The sequence below is a fragment of the Streptomyces sp. NPDC055632 genome (genome assembly GCF_053618675.1).
This window is the reverse complement of record NZ_JBSHHY010000012.1, coordinates 176475-194984: the sequence shown is the minus strand read 5'-3', so window position 1 is coordinate 194984 and position 18510 is coordinate 176475. Positions and strand designations below refer to the sequence as shown.

The following is an 18510-nucleotide window of genomic DNA, read 5'->3' as shown; positions in this document are numbered from 1 at the left end:
AGGCGGGGGCGCCGAGCGCGGCGGCGGCCCGCGCCGCGTACTCCGGCGGGCAGCCGGCGCCGGCCAGGGCGGCGAGGGCCGCGCCCCCGACCAGCGGATCGGGGTCGTCGAGCAGCGGCGCGAGCGGACCGGGCCGGGGGTCCCGCACGGCCGCGAGGCCCCGGGCCACCGCGACCCGCACCTCCCGCGCCGGGTCGGCCGCCGCCCGCGCCAGCTCCGCGACCGCGTCCACCGAGACCAGGGCCCGGACGGCCCCGACCCGTACGTCCACCTCCGGGTCGGCGAGCGCCGCCGCGTACAGCGGGGCGTCCCCGAGCCGCAGCGCCCGCAGGACGTCGAGCGCGGCGGTCCGCACGGCCGGATCGGGCACGCCGAGGGCCTCCCGCAGGCCGTCCCCGAGCACCGGCTCCGCCGGCAGCACCTCGACCAGCTCGCGCAGCGCCGCCGAGGCGGCGGCCCGCACCCGGGGCGAGCCGTCCCGCAGCCGCGCGGCGAGCGCCGGGCCGGTCCCGGTCGGAGCGCTCTCCCCGAGGGCGGTGACGGCGGCGGCCCGCACCGCCGGATCGGCGTCCTCCAGGTAGGGGCCGAGCACGTCGAGACCGGGGGAGTCCTCGACGAGCCCGAGCAACTCCAGGAGCCGGGGAGAGGGCGCCGCGGGGCCCTCCTCCGCCGGATCCTCCGCCGTCGGGCCCGGCGCCGCCGTGCCGGCCGCGTCCGCGACCGGCCGCGCCGCCGGGACCGCCTCCCGGGGCCCCGCCGTGGCCACCGGCACGAGCTCCACCTCGCCCAGGTGCCGCTCGGGGCCGCCCGGCGGCGCGAACTCCGGCACCGGCACCAGGTACGGCTCCACCGGCCGCGCCGTGAACTCCATCGCCCCGGAGGGCGACCTGCGCAGGTCCAGGTGGTGCAGCCAGTCCGCGTCGTCCCGCTCCGGGTGGTCGAGCCGCTCGTGGTAGAGCCCCCACCGCGACTCCGTCCGGGCCAGCGAGGCCCGCGCCGCCATCTCCGCGCAGTCCCGGATGAACGACACCTCCGCGCACCGCATCAGCTCGTGGGCCGTGCGCGCCCCCATCCCGGCGATCTCCCGGGACATCCGGTCGAACGCCTCCACCGCCAGGGAGAGCTTCGCGCCCGTCTTCGGCGGTGCCACGTAGTCGTTGACGAACCGCCGCAGCTTGTACTCGACCTGCGGCTGCGGAGGACCGGACGGGTTCCGCAGCGGCCGGTAGATCAACTCGTGCGCGTCCAGGACCTGTCGGCGGTCGAGCTCGCCCTCGTACGCCGTGTACCGCGCCGCGTCCTCGCCCGCCAGGTCGCCGAAGACGAACGCGCCGATCATGTAGTTGTGCGGTACGGAGGCGAGGTCGCCGGCCGCGTACAGCCGGGGAACGGTCGTCCGGGCGTGCGCGTCCACCCGTACCCCCGAGGCCGAATGGCCCCCGCACAGCCCGATCTCGGAGATGTGCATCTCGATGTCGTGCGTCCGGTAGTCGTGGCCGCGCCCCTCGTGGAACGTGCCCCGGGTGGGGCGCTCCGTGGTGTGCAGGATCGACTCGACCGCGCCGACGGTCTCCTCGGGAAGGTGGCTCAGCTTCAGGTACACCGGCCCCCGGTCCGAGGCGAGTTCGGCCGCGAACTCGGCCATCATCTGCCCCGACCAGTAGTCCGACTCCACGAACCGCTCGCCGTGCCGGTTCACCTGGTACCCGCCGAACGGGTTGGCGACGTAGGCGCACGCCGGACCGTTGTAGTCCTTGATCAGCGGGTTGACCTGGAAGCACTCGATCCCGGTGAGCGCCGCGCCCGCGTGGTACGCCATCGCGTAGCCGTCGCCCGCGTTCGTCGGGTTCTCGTACGTGCCGTACAGATAGCCCGACGCGGGCAGCCCGAGCCGCCCGCAGGCGCCCGTCGCCAGGATCACGGCCCCGGCCCGCACGAGGACGAACTCGCCCGTGCGGGTGTGGAAACCGGCGACGCCGACGGCCCGCCCGTCGTCCGGGTGGGTGAGCACCCGGACCGGCATCACCCGGTTCTCGATCCGGATCCGCTCCCGCATCTCGCGCCGCCGCAGCTGCCGGTAGAGGACCTTCTTGACGTCCTTGCCCTCCGGCATCGGCAGCACGTACGAACCGGACCGGTGCACCTGCCGGACCGCGTACTCGCCGTGCTCGTCCTTCTCGAACTTCACCCCGTACGACTCCAGGCGCCGCACCATCGCGAAGCCCCGGGTCGCCGTCTGCCGGACGGTGGACTGGTCGACGAGGCCGTCGTTGGCGCGGGTGATCTCGGCGACGTAGTCGTCCGGTTCGGCCCGGCCCGGCACGACCGCGTTGTTGACGCCGTCCATCCCCATGGCGAGGGCGCCGGAGTGCCGGACGTGCGCCTTCTCCAGGAGCAGCACGTTCGCCCCGCGCCCGGCGGCGGTCAGCGCGGCCATCGTGCCGGCGGTCCCGCCGCCGACGACGAGCACGTCGCAGGAGAGCTCGGTCGCGCCGGCGGGGTCGGGGACGGTCAGGGGGGTGTCCACGGAGTGCCTTTCGGGGTGCTGAGGGGTCCGGCGGGGCCGGCCGGGGGGCGTCAGAGGGAGTCGAGGACGCGGCGGCGCAGCGCGGCCGTCGCGGGCGCGTGCAGGGCCTCCCGCGCGCGGGGGTGCGGGACGTCCAGGACCTCGCCGGACGCGAACAGGGCGATCCGGTCGCCGAGGTGGAGCGCCTCGTCCACGTCGTGCGTGACGAAGACGACGGTCGCGCCCGTCCCGCGCAGGATCTCCACCAGGAGGTCCTGCATCCCGGCCCGGGTGTGCGCGTCGAGCGCGCCGAACGGCTCGTCCATCAGGACCGCGCGGGGCCGGCCGGCCAGGGCGCGGGCGAGCTGCACCCGCTGCCGCTGCCCGCCGGACAGCTGGTGCGGCAGCTTGGCGGCGTGCCCGGCGAGCCCGACCCGCTCCAGCCACTCCTCCGCCGAACGGCGCCGCTCGGCCCGGGGGATCCGGCGGATCGCGAGCGGCAGCTCCACGTTGGCGCGGACCGTCCGCCACGGCAGCAGGGCGTCGTGCTGGAAGACGAGCGCCCGGTCGGCGCCGGGCCCGCGCACCGGCTCCCCGTCCCGCACGACCCGCCCCTCCAGCGGAGGCAGCAGCCCGGCGAGCGTGCGCAGCAGGGTCGTCTTGCCGCAGCCCGAGGGGCCGACGACGGCGAGGAGTTCGCCGGGCGCGATCCGCAGCTCCACGGGACCGGACACGGCGGACCCGTCCGGATGGCCCAACCGGACCTCGTGCAGGGCGAGTTCCGCGCCCACGGCGTTCGCCGTGCTCGTGACGCTCATGGCACCGGCTCCTTCTCGGGCAGGGGGACGGAACGGGAGGGCGTACGGGCGGGGGAGGCGGGAGCCGGGGCGACCGCCGTACGGCCGGGCCCGGCGCCCCGCTCGGCCGGGCGCGGCAGCCAGGAGGTGACCCGGCGGCCGAGCGTCTCCACGGCGGTGGAGGTGAGCCAGCCGAGGGCGCCGATGGTGGCCATGCCGACGAAGACCCCGGGGTAGTCGACGACCGTGTAGTCCTGCCAGGTGCGGTAGCCCACCCCGTACTCGCCGGAGATCATCTCCGCCGAGATCACACAGATCCACGAGACGCCGATCCCCACGGACAGGCCGCCGAAGATCCCCGGCAGGGCGCCCGGCAGGACCACCGAGAACAGCACCCGGGCCCGGCTCCCGCCCAGGGTCAGCACCGCCTCCTCCCACACCGGGCTCAGGGCCCGCACCGCGTGCCGGGTCGACACGAGCACCGGGAAGAGCGCGGCGGCGCAGGTGATGAAGACGATGCCCTGCTCGTTCGTGGGCAGCAGCAGGATCGCGACCGGGACCAGGGCGATGGCCGGGACCGGCCGCACCGCCTCCACCAGCGGGCCCAGGACGTCGGCGGCCCACCGGGACCGGGCCACGGCCGTCCCGGCCGCCACCCCGAGGACGGCCGCCAGGAGGAAGCCGACCGTGATCCGGCGCAGACTGTGGCCGAGGTCCTGCCAGTACGCCCCGGTGCCGACCCGGTCGGCGAACGCGGAGGCGACCTCCACGACCGTGGGGAACTGCTCGAACCGCAGCCACAGACTGACGTCCAGGGAGGTCAGGAGCTGCCACAGGCCGAGGGCCGCGAGCGGCGAGGCGATCCGGACCAGCCGGCGCGCCACGGGCGACGGGACCGCGCGGCGGCCCGCGCGCACGGACGGGGGCCGTCCCGCGCTCACGACGCCGCCCCCACGGCCTCCGCGTACCCGACGATCCGGGAACCGGGGTGACCGGCCGCGTACCGCTCCGCGCCCGCCCGGGTCACGAAGGCGCGCCACTCGCCGCCGTCCCGCACCCACACCGCCCGGTCCGCGAACCAGGGCGTCCCGGTCACCGCGTCCGGCACGTACGCGGCCCGCACCCGGCCCGCCCCCGCCTCCCGGACCGCCTTCAGGAGGGCGCCGGGACCGTCGAACGCACGGGTCGCGCCCTGCCCCTTCAGCCACAGCTCCGCCCTGGGCGCGCCGGCCTGCGGGTACGCGGCGTCCGGCACCGCCCGCTCCAGCGGGGCCGGGTCGACGAACGCGTCCACGTCGACCTCCTTCACCAGGCCGGCCGCCGCCAGGACCGGCACGTCCTCCTTGAGCGCGGCGACCAGCTCGGGGCGGAGCGCCGGGTCGAAGGTGGCGATGCCCCGAGCGCCGTTGTAGAGGTAGACCACCTCGGCGGGCAGCCCGGTCTCCTTCGCCACCGACTCGGCGGACGCGACCGGCCGGGCGCGCAGCTCGTCCGTGGCCCTCCGCTGCGCGCGCAGGAACGCGTCGAGCACCGCCGGCCGCTCCTTGGCGAACCTCTCGCGCACGGTGACGCCGTGGAAGGTCGGCAGGTCCAGCTCGGCCCCGTCGTACAGCGCCGTCGCCCGGCCCTGGAAGGCGAGCAGTCCGGGCCAGGCGACGAACTGGGACAGCGCGTCGACGCTGCCCGCCGCCAGGGCCGAAGCGCCCACGCTCGGCTGCTGGTTGAGCTTCCGCACGTCCTTCGCCGGATCGAGACCGGCCCGCTGGAGCGCCCGGACCAGGGTGCCGTCGGCGGCCGAACCGACGCTGGTGGACACCTTGCGGCCCTTCAGGTCCGCCAGCGACCGCAGCGGCGAACCCGGCGCGGTCACCACGGTGTTGAGGCCGCCGCGCAGGTTGTAGCCGGTCACCGACACCAGCCGCGTCGGCTGCTTGAGCTGCTTGCCGCGCGCCGCGTTGAGCAGCAGCGGGAAGTCGCCCATCGAACCGATGTCGATCTTCCCCGCCGTCATCTGCGCGGTGATCGGGGCACCGGTCGCGTAGTCCTGCCAGTTCACCCGGTAGGCGACGCCGTCCTTGCGGCCCTGCGCCGCGAGCTCCTCCTCGAAGTAGCCGAGGGAGCGCAGCAGGGTGCCGGCGGTGACGGTGTTGATGGTCTTCGACTGGTAGCCGACGGTCACCGTGACCGACTTCGCCCCCGCCCCGCCGCCGGCGCCGGACCCGCAGGCGGTGGCGAGCGGCAGCAGGAGCAGCGCGAGCGGAAGGGCGACTCTCTTCGTTGACATGGTGGTTCGGCCTTTCACCGGAGCAGGTAGGGCATGTTGACGGTGACCGCGCCGGTGGGGCAGCGCGCCGCGCACGGGCCGCAGTACCAGCACTCGTCGACGTGCATGTACGCCTTGCCGTCCTCCTCGCGGATCGCGAGCGAGTCGAGCGGACACATGTCGACGCAGAGCGTGCAGCCGTCGATGCACTTCGACTCGTCGATGGTCACGGGCACGTCGGCGCGCTGGGGGACCAGGGGCATGGCTGTCTCCAGGGAACGGGTGGTGTGTCGTCAGGGCTCAGAGGGCGCGGCGCAGGACGCCGCTCATGGTGATGCGGTCGCCGCGGAAGCGGATGAACTCCAGGTCCACCGGCCGGCCGTCGGGCAGGCACGTCAGCCGCTCCAGCATCAGGACGGCCGCCCCGCGCGGGGCCTGGAGCACGGCGGCGGAGTGCGCGTCGGCGTTGACGGCCTCCAGGGTGATCTCCGCGTGCCCGAGCGGGGACCCGGTCAGCTGCTCCAGGAGCCGGAAGACGTCCGTGTTCTCCAGGTCGCAGCCGAGGAGTTCGGCCCCGACGTCCATCGGCAGGTAGGACAGGTCCAGGGAGAGCGGCAGCCCGTTGAGCCGCCGCAGCCGCTCGATGCACAGCACGTCGGAGTGCTCGGGAAGGCCGAGCCGGTGGGCCACCGGGCCGGGCGCCCCGACCGGCCCCACGGTCCGCACCTCGTTGGTGACCCGCCCGTGCTCGTGCAGGGTCTCGGCGAGCCCCTGGAGCCGGTCCAGGCCGTGCGGGTACTTCTCGCAGACCACCACCGTGCCGACCCCCGGCTGCCGGTCGACCAGCTGCTCGCCGCGCAGCAGGTCCAGGGCCTGCCGCACGGTGTTCCGGCTGGCCCGGTAGTCGGCCGCGATGACGTCCTCCAGGGGCAGGACCCCGCCGGGGAAGCCGCCCGCCAGGATCTGGTGGCGCAGCAGGTCGGCGAGCTGCCGCGCCCGGTCCGCCCGGAGGCGCCGGCGACGGGCGGCGGCGACGGGGCGGGCGGCGGGAGCGGGTTCGGAGGGCATGCCACGGAACGTAGCGGCGGACCGGCCCCGGTGGTGTTGCCACAACATTGCGCCACCTGACGCCCCTTCCACACGCCTCTGACCAGCGGATACGTCGGAGGGGCGGGGAGTTCCGCCACCCGGCCGCCCAGTACGTGGACGGCCGGCGGCCCACGATGCGGATCGGGGGCCGGGGCCGGGTCCGCAGGGTGGGTTCGGGGCCGGTTCCGCAGGGTGGGGCCGAGCCCGGGCCCGGGTCCGCACGGAGGCCGGGCCCGGGTCCGCCCGGTGGGGCCCGGCCCGGGTCCGTCAGACCGCGTGCCCGTCGACCTCGTGGCGCAGGGCGACGGAGAGCCGGTGGTGGAGGATGCCGAGGACCGGCTCGCCCGGCCCGAACAGGCCGTCGGCGAGCTTCCAGTAGCGCCGGATCAGGGCGCTGTCGCTCCGGGCGAGCACCGGGACGAGACCGCGCCGGAAGTCCGGGGTGTCCCGGACGCCCTGCGCGGTGGCGTACGCCGAGACGAAGCACTCCAGGGCCCCTCCGGTCCGCCCCGTCCGCTTTTCCGCCTCGGCGAGCGCGTAGGCCTCGGCCAGGCCCTCGTACAGCACGTCCGGCCGGTACGCGCCCTCCGGCAGCGGCTGCGCCCGCCGGCACTCGGCGCCGCCGGGGAGCGGGCCGGAGACGAGCGCGTGCAGCCGGGCGAAGTCCAGGACGCGCGCGGGGCTCGGCTCCGCCGGGGGCGGCGGCACCACCGCGTCCAGGACCAGGGACACCACCCGCCCCGGAAGGCGCACGGGCAGGATCCGGCGCCAGAACCGGACCAGGGCGTCCGTGTCCGGCGGCGCGGGTACGGCGCCGAGCAGCCGCGCCCGGTCCGCGCGCTCCCCGGCGGGGCACTCCTGGAGCGACCGCAGGGCGGCCTCCTGCCAGCGCAGCGCGGCCAGCCGGGAGCCGACGTCCCGCAGCCGGTCCGCGAGGACCTCCGCCGGCACCCCGTCCCGGTCGAGGAGCCGTTCCACCTCGGGCACCGGCAGGTCGAGGGCGCGCAGGGAGCGGATCAGCCGGAGCCGGTCGAGCGCCCCCGGCCCGTACCGGCGGTGCCCGCCGGAGCTGCGGGCCGCCTCGGGCAGCAGGCCGCGATCGGAGTAGTGGCGCACGGTCTTGACGGTGACGCCCGCGCGGGCCGCCAACTCCCCGATGCTCCACAGGCCGTCGGACACCACGACACGCACCTCCCCGGAGGAGACAGACCGTCCACGAGCACCCCCATTCTGACGCCGGACCGGGCCGCCGCTCCGACGGGGGCCGGACGCGTCACCCGGCGGGGGCGCCGGTGGCGGCTCTTGAACCTCCCGCAGGGGGAGCTCCTAGCGTCGGGGCGGCGACACGGTCCCGGAAAGAGGCGAGGAGACGCGCATGACGACGTTCGTACTGGTGGCGGGCAGCTTCACCGGCGGCTGGGTGTGGGAGGAGACGGCGGCCCTGCTCGGCAGGGCGGGCGCCGAGGCGCACCCGGTGACCCTGACCGGCATGGGCGACCGGCGCGAGGAGGCCGGTGCCGGCACCGGCCTGGAGACGCACGTCGAGGACCTGGTGCGGCTGATCGACGGCCTCGCGGCGGCCGAGGTGGTCCTCGTGGGCCACGGGTACGGGCTCCACCCGGTGCTCGGCGCCGCCGACCGGCGGCCCGGACGGGTCGCCCGGATCGTCGCCCTGGACACGCTCCTCCCGCAGGACGGAGAGCCGGCCGCGCGCTCCGTGCCCGACGCCGGTGGCCGGGCCGGCGCGGACGGACGGGTCCCGCCGCCGACGCGGGAGACCCGGTCCCGCTGGGGCGACCTCGAAGGCGTCCCCGAGGATGCCCTCGTACGCCTGGAGCGCCTCGCCGCGCCCCAGCCGGCCGCCACGCTCACCGCACCGCTCCGCCTGACCGGGGCGGCCTCCGCCCTGCCGGTCACCGGCGTCCTGTGCACGGCCGCCGGGTCGAGCGTCGCCATGGTCGAGATGCTGGTGGAGTCGGGTCCGCCCCGCTTCCGCGCGCTGGCCGACGACCGGATCCGCTTCCTCGAACTCGCCACCGGACACTGGCCGATGCTCTCCGCGCCCGCCGCGCTCGCGGAGACCCTGCTCCGCGCGGCGGCGGGCGAGGGCCGGCGGGTGACCGCGCCCGCGGACGAGCGGCCGACGCACCTCCGGCCCTTCCTCGAAGGCGTACGGGACGTCCCCGAGGTCCCGCGCGAACGCCACGGCCGGGTCGACCTCCACCTCCCGGACGCCGAGGGGCCCCGGCCCGCGATCGTCTTCGTCCACGGCGGTCCGGTCGACCCCGACCAGCGGCCCACCCCGCGCGACACGCCGTTCCTCCTGGGGTACGGACGCCTCGCGGCCGGCGCGGGCGCCGTCGGCGCCACCCCGGACCACCGGCTCCACGGGCTCACCGACTACGCCCGCGCCGCCGAGGACCTCGCCGGGGCCGTCGCGCTCGTCCGCGCCGACCCGCGCGTCGACGGGGAGCGGATCGCGCTCTGGTTCTTCTCCGGCGGCGGGCTCCTCGCGGCGGACTGGCTCGCCGCGCCCCCGCCGTGGCTGCGGTGCGTGGCCGCCACCTACCCGATGCTCGCGCCGCTGCCCGGCTGGGAGGCGGTGGAGCCCCGCTTCCGCCCGGTCGACGCGGTGGGCACGGCGGACGGGCCGCCGGTGGTCCTGACCCGGGCCGGTCGGGAGCACCCGGCGATCGCGGCGACGGTCGAGGAGTTCCTGACCGCCGCCGGGAAGCGCGGGGCCCGCGTCGAGACCGTCGACGTGCCCCACGGCCGCCACGGCTTCGAACTGCTCGACCCCACCGAGGAGTCGGCCGGGGCCGTCGAGCGGGCGATGGCGGCGGTGCTCGCGCTCCTGGAGGAGTGACGGGTGCGCGCACGCACGGGGACGGGGTGGCGGCCGTGCGCGTCGGAGGGGCCGGTCAGACCCGCGGCGGAGCCGTCGCGAGACTGACGACCGGACAGCCGAGGCAGCCCGTCAGGACGTCGTGCTGACGGGGCGTCAATGCATTCAGGAAGACCACCGCGTCGGCCCCCGTCCGCTCGCGGACCTCCGCCACCTCGCGGACCTTCCCGCCGCTCAGGAGCGTCCGCGGGGAGAGCGGCAGGGCCGTCTTCGCCACCCCGCCGCGGGAGACGCCACGGCGCTGCACGGCACGCGCCACGACCCGGGCGCCCCGGTCCGCCAGACCGGCCGCCGCCGCGTCCATCAGGGCGGCGAAGTCCCGCTGCCGCCCGGAGAAGTACCCGACGAGCACGACATCGGCTCCCGCGACGGCGAAGGGCGCGGCGGCTGGCGGGGCACCCGCCCTCCGCCCCCGGGGGGCGGGGCGCCGATCACGTCTGCGGTGCTGCTGCACGGGTTCACGGTAGGGCGGCCGCCACCCGCGCCGACAGGGGTTTTCCCCGTCGCCGAGGGGCGGGCCCGTCCGGGCGCGGGGAGGACATGACGGCGCGCCGCCGGTCGGCCGGCGGCGCGCGAAGGGGAGCAGGTAGCGCGCGAAGCGGAGGTCAGGGGGCGCGCGAAGCGGGGTCAGGGGGCGACCGTCTCCGTGGTGATCAGTTCGACGAGGCCCGGGAGGCCGCCCTCGGCCAGGGCGCGGCGCTGGCGGTCGGCCGAGGTGCCCTCCTGGAGCAGCCGGTGCAGCAGGGAGGTCACCTCGCGGGTGTCGCCGGACTCGTCGAGGGCGGGCGTGATGTGTTCGAGCAGCGCGCACATCACGTCGCCCGCCCGGCGCGACCGCCCCTCCGGATCGACGAGGAGGCCGCTCAGACCGTGCCGGGCGGCGTGCCAGTTGGACGCCTGGAGGAGCTCGGGCGAGCAGTCGGGGAGCGGCATCCCGGCCTTCTCCTCGTCGATCGCGGTGGCGACAAGGGCTCGCACGATCCCGGCGAACATGACCGCCTCGTCGGCGCGGAGCTGGACGTCGGCGCAGCGCACCTCGACCGTGGGGTACCGGTCGGACAGGCGGGCCTGCCAGTACAGCTGGCCGGTGTCGGTGATGATGCCGGTGTCGAGCAGCGACCGCACGCGCTCCTCGTGGTCCGCGAGCGAGGTGAAGCGCGGCGGGGGACCGCTGACCGGCCACCGGCCGAAGATCACCGTGCGCCAGCTCGCGAACCCGGTGTCGCCGCCGTCCCACAGGGGCGAGTTCGCCGACATGGCCACCAGGACCGGCAGCCAGACCCGGATGCGGCTCAGGACGGCGACGCCCATCTCGCGGTCCGGCACGGCCGCGTGCACGTGCATCCCGTTGACCAGCTGTTCGGCCACGAGCTGCGGGGCCTGGGAGGACATCGCCAGGTAGCGGGCCTTCCGGGTGACCGGAACGGGCGCCGTCTCCCGGTAGGGGGCGGTCGCACAGGCGGCCAGCAGACAGCCGTTCTTCTCCGCCGCCATGCCCAGCGCGTGCCGCAGGCGCAGCAGGTGGCCGCCGACCTCCTCCAGGTCCGTGCACACCGGCGTGGCGACCTCCACCTGTGCCTGGAGCAGCTCCGACTGGACCTCGGAACCCTCGACGAGCGGCTGCAGTCCGGCGGACGCGCGCACCTGGTCACCGAGCGGCACCGGAAGGCATGTGTCCGGATCGAGCAGCAAGAACTCTTCCTCGACCCCAATAGTGATCATGCCCTCCGACTACCCCCGATCGGCGGGGGGAAATCGGTCCGGTGGTCATCGCTTTCCGCAGGTCACGCGGGCGGCATCGCCCGGCTGCGGACGGTGAGGGGAAGCGCCCCCGCTCAGCGGCCCAGGTGCCGCTGCATCCAGTCGGCGGCGGTCCGGCGGAACAGCCGCCGGTTGTCCGCCCGCCGGAACTCGTGCCCCTCGTCACGCAACGTGAGCACCTCGGCCGGCAGGCCCCGCTCCCGCGCGGCGCGCACCATCTGCTCGGACTCGCCCGGCGGGACGTTCGTGTCGTGCTCCCCGTGCACCGCGAGCAGCGGGACGCGCAGCTCGTCGACCCGGCTCATGGGGGACAGGGAGCGCAGCAGCTCCCGGTCGCGCACCGGATGCCCGTACTTGTGCGCCGCCGACTCGGCGATCCACGGCTCCGTCCCCGCGAAGAACGTCCCGAGGTCCGACATCCCGCACACCGCGACCCCGGTGCGGAACAGCTCCGGGTGCCACACGAGGGACGCCATCGTCAGATAGCCGCCGTACGAGCGCCCCATCACCGCGAGGCGCGTCGGATCGGCCAGACCGTCCAGGATCACGTGCGCCGCGCAGTCGGCCACGTCGTCGATCGCCGCGAACCGCCCCGTACCGAGGTCGGCGTCCACGAAGGACCGCCCCCAGCCGGACGAGCCGCGCACGTCGGGCGCGAAGACGTCCAGGCCCCGGCCGAGCAGCTCGTGGTACAGCGGGTCGAACACCGGCCGCTCCTGCTCCTCCGGTCCGCCGTGCAGATGGATCACGCACGGGGCCGGGCGTCCGGCGTCGCGCCCGGGGGCCCGGTAGTACCAGCCGCCCAGGTGCAGCCCGTCACGGGCCACCGGCCGCAGCGGTACGGGCCGTACGGGCGGCCGGCCCGGAGGCACGGCGTCCTCGTCCCGGGAGGACCAGGGCGTGCGCGCCGACGGCGCCCCCGGCGGCGCCCACCACACGCCCGGACGGCGCTGCGAACCCGACACGGCGAGGACCGTCCCGGCGGGCCCGGCCCGGGTGATCCGGGTGACCACCTCGTGCGGCAGCGGCACCTCCCGGGGCCTGGCCGCCGTGGACAGGCTCAGGGTCTCCAGCTCGGTGGCGCCCCGCACGTTCCACGCGAGCGCGGCCGTACGCCCGTCCTCGGCGAACGCGAGGAGCTCCAGGTCGCTGCCCTCGCGCTCGGCCACCACGGACAGGCCGAGGCGCCCGCCGTCCTCGTCGAGGGCCGCGGCGAGGAGCGCCGCGAACTGCCGCTCGTGGTCGCTCCGCAGCCACAGGGTGCGGCCGTCCTGGGAGAACCGCCCGATCCAGGGGTCCCCGTCGCCGACCCGCAGGACGGAACCGGTCGCGAGGTCGGCCGTGCGGACCACCACCGCCTCCCGCCGGCCGCGCGGGCCCCGGCGGACCAGGGCGAACCGCCCGTCCTGGCTGACGTCGCACACCCGCAGCGTCGCCGCTCCCGACTCGGCGGCGACGAGCACGGGCGATCCGATCCCGGAGGGATCGACCAGATACGCGGTCAGCCGGTCCGGCGCCCCGCCGTCGAGCCCGCTCCCCCCGCCGTCCGGGCCGTGGCCCGGGCCGTCCGTCGCGCGACCCGGGCCGCCGCCCGCTCCGCGGTCCGGCCCGCCGCCGTCCCGGCGGCCCACCTCCCCGTGCCCGGCGCCGCCCAGCAGCGTGGCCGGGCCGTCCCGCTCCGCCCAGCCCGCGGCCAGGTCCCCGAAGGCCGTCTCGTGGTCCGGGGCGGCCGGCTCCCGGAGGGCCGCCGCACGGCCCGCCGGAGGCGGCGGCTCGGCCACCGTGACCGCCACGGCCGAGCCGTCGCGCGTCCAGCAGCCCAGATAGGCGGAGCTGCCCGCGTCCGCGCCCGCCACGATCCGGCGGCCGGTGCCGTCCGGCCGTACGCACAGGACACGGGTGTGCTCGCCGCCCCCGGGGGCGACCGTGTAGGCGATCCACCGCCCGTCGGGGGACCAGGACACCTCCGTGACCGGATCGGGGTCCGCGTCGAGGAGGTGGATCTCCGAGCCGTTCGTCAGTCCGGTCCACAGCTGGGGGACGCCCGTCCGGTCGCAGATGAACGCCACCCACTCGCCCGTGGGGTCCGCGGACGGGTACCAGCAGCCGTGCGAGACCAGCGGCCGGGGCGTGTCGCGGGTCCCGGCCGCGTCGGCCAGCGGCACCGGCACGGGCGCCGCCGACATCGCCCCGATCAGTCGATCCCGTGCGTCTGCAGCCATATCTCCAGCAACGCTACGTGCCACAGGGCGTTCGCTCCTCGCTTCGTCCGGTGGTGGTCGGGGGCGGAGAGCAGCTCGGCGACGTACTCGTCCCGGAAGACGCCCCGCGCGCGTGCCTCCGGCGCGGACAGCGCCTGACGCACCCGTTCGAGGACGGGCCCCGCCATGTGGCGGATGGCCGGCACCGGGAAGTACCCCTTGGGCCGGTCCACGACCTCGCGCGGCAGCAGCTTCCGGCCCGCGTCCTTCAGGACGCCCTTGCCGCCCTGGGCCAGCTTCAGCTCGGGCGGGCAGGCCGCCGCCAGCTCGACCAGCTCGTGGTCCAGGAACGGCACCCGGGCCTCCAGGCCCCAGTCCATGGTCATGTTGTCCACGCGCTTGACCGGGTCGTCGACCAGCATCACGTGCGTGTCGAGCCGCAGCGCCGCGTCGAGCGCGGTCTCGGCCCCCGGCGCGGCCATGTGCTCGTGGACGAACCGGCCGGACTCGTCCTGCCCGGTCAGCAGGTGCGGCTGGAGGATCTTGGCGAAGTCGGAGTGCGGACGGTCGAAGTACACCTCCGCGTATCTCTCCGGCTCCCGCTCGCGCGCCACCGAGGCCAGGTCCGGGTACCAGCGGTAGCCGGCGAACACCTCGTCGGCGCCCTGGCCGCTCTGGACGACGCTCACCTCCTTGGAGACCAGCTCCGACAGGAGGTGGAACGCGACCACGTCATGGCTGATCATGGGCTCGCTCATGGCCAGGACCGCGCTCTCCAGGGCGGTCGAGACCCGGTCCGAGGGGACCATCAGCTGGTGGTGCTCGGTGTCGTAGCGCCGGGCGATCAGGTCGGAGTACGCGAACTCGTCGCCCTCCTCGCCGCCCTCCGACTCGAACCCGACGCTGAACGTCGCCAGGTCCCGCTGGCCCTCCTCGGCGAGCAGCGCCACGATCAGGGACGAGTCGAGCCCGCCGGAGAGCAGCACGCCGACCGGCACGTCGGCGACCATCCGGCGGCGCACCGCCGTCCGCAGCGCGTCCAGGACGGCGTCGCGCCAGTCGGCCGCGTCCATGCCCGCGTGCTCGTCGCGGCGGGTGTACGACGGCTGCCAGTAGACCCGGTCGCGGTACGTGCCGTCGGGCTCCACCACGCGCACCGTGGCGGGCGGCAGTTTGCGCACCCCGTTGAGGACGGTCCGCGGGGCCGCCACCGTGGCGTGCCAGCTCAGGTACTGGTGCAGGGCGACCGGGTCCAGGGACGTGTCGACGCCGCCGCCCGCGAGCAGCGCGGGCAGGGTGGAGGCGAACCGCAGCCGGCCGGGGGCGTGGGACAGGTACAGCGGCTTGATGCCCAGCCGGTCGCGGGCCAGGACGAGCCTGCCGGTGTCGTTCTCCACGACGGCGAACGCGAACATGCCCTTGAAGCGGTCGACGCAGTCGACGCCCCACTGGTGGTACGCCTTGAGGACCACCTCGGTGTCCGAGGTGGAGAAGAACCGGTGCCCCAGGGTCTCCAGCTCCCGCCGGAGCTCCCGGTAGTTGTACACGCACCCGTTGAACACGCCCGTGAGCCGGGCCTCGGCGTCCGCCATCGGCTGGGCGCCGCGCTCGGACAGGTCGATGATCTTCAATCGGCGGTGTCCCAGGGCCACCGGCCCCTGCGACCAGACGCCCCGGCCGTCGGGACCGCGGGCCGCCAGCCGGTCGGTCATCCGCTCGACCGCGGCCACGTCGGGCCTGCGGTCGTCGAAACGTATCTCACCGCTCAGACCGCACATGTCACATCCGTCCGTCGTGCCACCGCCGCCCCCGGCGCGTCCGGGGCCTCGCAGCCCTCCTCGACCTCATGTGCATCACTCACTGCAGACTCCTCGAAGACAGGGAGCAGGCGCCCGTGCGTCCCTCGGTACGGGGCGCGCGGCGACCCGCTCCGTAGGGCGAGTGCCCGTCCGGCCGGAGATCATTCCTTCCGGAGCGTCACGCCACGTGCACCCTCCGTCCCGCCCACCTGGGGTTTTTGTCCTTTTCGGCGGGGCAGTCGAAGCAGCATGGACCACTCACAAGCACCCGTGCTCGAAGCCCTGGCCGCCTATCACGCGGAGAACCAGACCCCCTTCACCCCGCCCGGCCACAAACAGGGCCGCGGCGCGGACGCCCGCGTGCGCGCGGTCCTCGGGGACGCCGTCTTCCGGTCCGACGTCCTGGCCACCAGCGGCCTCGACGACCGCACGTCGTCCAGGGGCGTCCTCGTCAGGGCGCAGGAGCTGATGGCCGACGCCGTCGGCGCGGAGCACACCTTCTTCTCGACCTGCGGCAGCTCGCTCTCGGTCAAGGCCGCCATGCTGTCCGTCGCGGGACCCCACGAGAAGCTGCTCGTGGGACGGGACGCCCACAAGTCCGTGGTCTCCGGCCTCGTGCTCGCCGGGATCGTGCCGGTCTGGGTCGACCCCCAGTGGGACGCCGAACTGCACCTCGCCCACCCGCCGTCCGCCGACGCCTTCCGCGCCGCCTTCGCCGAGCACCCGGACGCCCGGGGCGCCCTGGTCACGACGCCGACCCCGTACGGCACCTGCTCCGACCTGGCGGCCATCGCCGACGTCTGCCACGAGCACGGCGTGCCGCTCGTCGTCGACGAGGCGTGGGGCGCCCACCTGCCGTTCCACCCGGACCTGCCGACCTGGGCCATGGACGCCGGCGCGGACGTGTGCGTGACCTCCGTGCACAAGATGGGCTCCGGCCTCGAACAGGGCTCGGTCTTCCACCTCCAGGGCGACCTGATCGACCCCGAGGTCCTCAAGAACCGCGAGGACCTGCTCGGCACCACCAGCCCCTCCGTCCTCGTGTACGCGGCCCTCGACGGCTGGCGCCGCCAGATGGTCCAGCACGGCCACGCCCTCTACGACGACGCGCTCTCCCTGGCCAAGACGGTGCGGACCCGGATCGACGGCATCGCCGGCCTGCGCGTCCACGGCCACGACGACTTCTGCGGCCCCGGCCGCGCGGCCGACCTCGACCCCCTCCAGGTCATCGTCGACATCACCGGACTCGACACCACCGGCTACCGCGTCGCCGACTGGATCCGCGAGCGCCACCACGTCAACCTGCACCTGTCCGACCACCGCCGCACCAGCGCCCAGCTCACCCACGCGGACGACATCCACAGCGCCCAGCTCCTGCTGGACGCCCTGCGCGACGCCGCCGCGCACGCCGACGAGCTGCGCCCCGCGCCCCGGGTGGAGGTGCCCGACCCGGCCGACCTGCGCCTGGAGCAGGCGATGCTCCCGCGCGACGCCTTCTTCGGGCAGGTCGAACGGGTGCCCCTGGACAAGGCCGTCGGCCGGGTGGCCGCCGAGATGCTCACGCCCTACCCGCCCGGCATCCCCGCCGCCCTGCCCGGCGAGAGGCTCAACGCCGAGGTCCTGCGGTACCTGCGCAGCGGCGTCGAGGCCGGGATGGTCGTACCGGACGCGGCCGACACGGAGGTCAGGACCGTACGCGTGACCGTCGAGGACTGACGGCCCGCCCTCCCCGGTGCCGGTCTCCCGGCACCGGGGAGACCGGCACCCGTCACAGCCCCGCCGCGGCCCTCTCCCGGAAGCGGTCCCAGGCCCGCTCCGGCACGTCCGCCCGCAGCAGGACGTCCACCGCCGTGCAGGCGAGCGCCTCGGCCGCCGCGAGCATCGCCCGCCGCGCCCGCGGCCCGGCGGCCGCCTCCGCGAACTCCGGCGTGTGGTCCGAGCCGTCCGCGCCCATGATCGCGAGGAACGGATGGATCGCCGGTACGCGCGTGCTGACGTTCCCGATGTCCGACGAGCCCAGGTACACGCCCGCCTCGGGCTCCGACAGCCGGACGCCCGCCCGCTCCAGGTGCCCGGCGAAGAGACCGGACAGCACGTCGTTGTCGCGGAAGTGCTCGTACCGGCCGCCCACGTCGGTCACCTCCACCGTCGTACCGGTGGCCAGCGCCACGCCCCGGGCGCAGGTGCGCAGCTCCTCCACCAGCTCCTCCAGGGCGGCCGTGGTCCCGCCGCGCAGCCCGAAGAGGCCCTCCGCGTACTCGGGGACGATGTTCGTGGCCCGGCCCCCGTCCGTCACGATCCCCTGGACGTGCGACCCGGAGGGCAGCCGCTTGTGCAGCACGCCCAGCGCGTTGAACAGCTGGATCAGGGCCCCCAGCGCGTCGATCCCCTCCGTGGGGCTGCCCGTCGGATGCGCGGCCCGGCCGTGGAACCCCACCCTGATCTGCGCGCTGGCCGTCAGCGGGGCCCACCTCCAGTCGTACACGCCGGGATGGAACATCAGCGCCGCGTCCACCCCCTCGAACAGGCCCGCCTCCACCTCCGCGACCTTCCCGCCGCCGCGCTCCTCCGCCGGGGCGCCGACGGCGAGCAGCGTCCCGCCGATCCCGCCCCCGTCCCCGTCGAGCGCGGCCCGCGCGGCGAGCGCCGCGCCGAGGCCGGCCGCCGCGATCAGGTTGTGCCCGCAGGCGTGACCGAGCAGCGGCAGCGCGTCGTACTCCATCAGCAGGGCGACGCACGGCCTCCCGTCCGCCGTGCCCTGCCCGTCCTCCCCGCCCGCCCGCGCGGCGAAGGCGGTCGGCAGCCCCGCCACGCCGCGCTCCACCCGGAAGCCCTCCCGTTCGAGCTCGTCCGCGAGGAGCCGGGACGCCCCGTGCTCCTCGTAGGCCGTCTCGGGCTCGCGGTGCAGCGCGAGGCCCACGTCCCAGAGACGGTCCGCCCGGGCGGCCACCTCCTTCCCGACGCGGGCGTACACGGCTTCCGGGGTACGGGATTCCGGGCTGTGAATTTCCGGGGTGCGGTTTTCCGGGGTGCGGGACACGGGGTCTCCTCCGGTGCGAACGGTCTCCGACACCTCCGCGTCTTCCACGTCCGGCGCGCACGATGCCCGGAACGGCCGCTTCTTCTCCGGCCGTCGGGTCCTCTCCGGACGCCGGAGACGCACACGTACATCCCCTCGCGGTGGGTAGG

The 18510-nt window shown here is 75.7% G+C and carries 14 protein-coding genes; 2 read left to right on the top strand and 12 right to left on the bottom strand.

Annotated elements, in window-relative coordinates:
- The 7 genes from ACWGSR_RS18265 to ACWGSR_RS18235 form a co-directional block, all read right to left on the bottom strand.
- Positions 1–2527 (bottom strand): fumarate reductase/succinate dehydrogenase flavoprotein subunit (locus ACWGSR_RS18265; protein ID WP_453567463.1); only part of this gene is annotated, 2527 nt, incomplete at its 3' end.
- Positions 2528–2577: 50 nt separating this feature from the next.
- Positions 2578–3324, bottom strand: a complete 747-nt coding sequence (locus tag ACWGSR_RS18260; RefSeq protein WP_453567462.1) for an ABC transporter ATP-binding protein — start codon at positions 3322–3324, stop codon at positions 2578–2580.
- Entirely contained in the window at positions 3321–4187 is an 867-nt protein-coding gene (locus ACWGSR_RS18255; protein WP_376242388.1) for an ABC transporter permease, read from the bottom strand. The genes ACWGSR_RS18260 and ACWGSR_RS18255 overlap by 4 nt, the downstream gene beginning before the upstream one ends.
- A 53-nt stretch (positions 4188–4240) precedes the next feature.
- Positions 4241–5587 carry an ABC transporter substrate-binding protein gene (locus ACWGSR_RS18250; RefSeq protein WP_376242381.1) on the bottom strand — a complete coding sequence of 449 codons (1347 nt, stop codon included), beginning with the start codon at positions 5585–5587 and terminating at the stop codon, positions 4241–4243.
- Between the two features lie 14 nt (positions 5588–5601).
- The gene (locus ACWGSR_RS18245; RefSeq protein WP_030313017.1) at positions 5602–5829 is read right to left on the bottom strand and encodes a 4Fe-4S dicluster domain-containing protein; all 228 of its coding nucleotides are present in this window, start codon (positions 5827–5829) and stop codon (positions 5602–5604) included.
- A gap of 37 nt (positions 5830–5866) precedes the next feature.
- A complete protein-coding gene (locus ACWGSR_RS18240; protein WP_376242378.1) occupies positions 5867–6634 on the bottom strand; it encodes a GntR family transcriptional regulator in 768 nt (255 codons plus the stop codon).
- Between the two features lie 288 nt (positions 6635–6922).
- The gene (locus ACWGSR_RS18235; protein WP_453567459.1) at positions 6923–7837 is read right to left on the bottom strand and encodes a MerR family transcriptional regulator; all 915 of its coding nucleotides are present in this window, start codon (positions 7835–7837) and stop codon (positions 6923–6925) included.
- Positions 7838–8030: 193 nt separating this feature from the next.
- Between ACWGSR_RS18235 and ACWGSR_RS18230 the strand changes: the two genes are divergently transcribed.
- Entirely contained in the window at positions 8031–9521 is a 1491-nt protein-coding gene (locus ACWGSR_RS18230; RefSeq protein ID WP_376242374.1) for an alpha/beta fold hydrolase, read from the top strand.
- 55 nt (positions 9522–9576) lie between these two features.
- On the opposite strand, the gene ACWGSR_RS18225 is transcribed toward ACWGSR_RS18230, so the two are convergent.
- From ACWGSR_RS18225 to ACWGSR_RS18210, 4 genes are all read right to left on the bottom strand, one after another.
- Complete coding sequence (locus tag ACWGSR_RS18225) at positions 9577–9912, bottom strand: HflX-like GTP-binding protein (RefSeq protein WP_376328263.1); 336 nt, start codon at positions 9910–9912, stop codon at positions 9577–9579.
- A 275-nt stretch (positions 9913–10187) separates the two neighbouring features.
- Positions 10188–11282, bottom strand: a complete 1095-nt coding sequence (locus ACWGSR_RS18220) for a carboxylate-amine ligase (RefSeq protein ID WP_376242370.1) — start codon at positions 11280–11282, stop codon at positions 10188–10190.
- Between the two features lie 113 nt (positions 11283–11395).
- Complete coding sequence (locus ACWGSR_RS18215; protein ID WP_453567456.1) at positions 11396–13543, bottom strand: S9 family peptidase; 2148 nt, start codon at positions 13541–13543, stop codon at positions 11396–11398.
- The gene (locus ACWGSR_RS18210) at positions 13516–15300 is read right to left on the bottom strand and encodes an N-acetylglutaminylglutamine amidotransferase (protein WP_453567454.1); all 1785 of its coding nucleotides are present in this window, start codon (positions 15298–15300) and stop codon (positions 13516–13518) included. Before ACWGSR_RS18210 ends, ACWGSR_RS18215 begins: the two co-directional genes overlap by 28 nt.
- 270 nt (positions 15301–15570) lie before the next feature.
- On the opposite strand from ACWGSR_RS18210, the gene ACWGSR_RS18205 reads away from it, so the two are divergent.
- Entirely contained in the window at positions 15571–17037 is a 1467-nt protein-coding gene (locus ACWGSR_RS18205) for an aminotransferase class I/II-fold pyridoxal phosphate-dependent enzyme (RefSeq protein ID WP_453567452.1), read from the top strand.
- A gap of 52 nt (positions 17038–17089) precedes the next feature.
- Here the strand turns inward: ACWGSR_RS18205 and ACWGSR_RS18200 are convergent, their stop codons facing one another.
- The gene (locus ACWGSR_RS18200) at positions 17090–18328 is read right to left on the bottom strand and encodes an amidohydrolase (protein ID WP_453567473.1); all 1239 of its coding nucleotides are present in this window, start codon (positions 18326–18328) and stop codon (positions 17090–17092) included.
- Between the last annotated feature and the right edge of the window lie 182 nt (positions 18329–18510).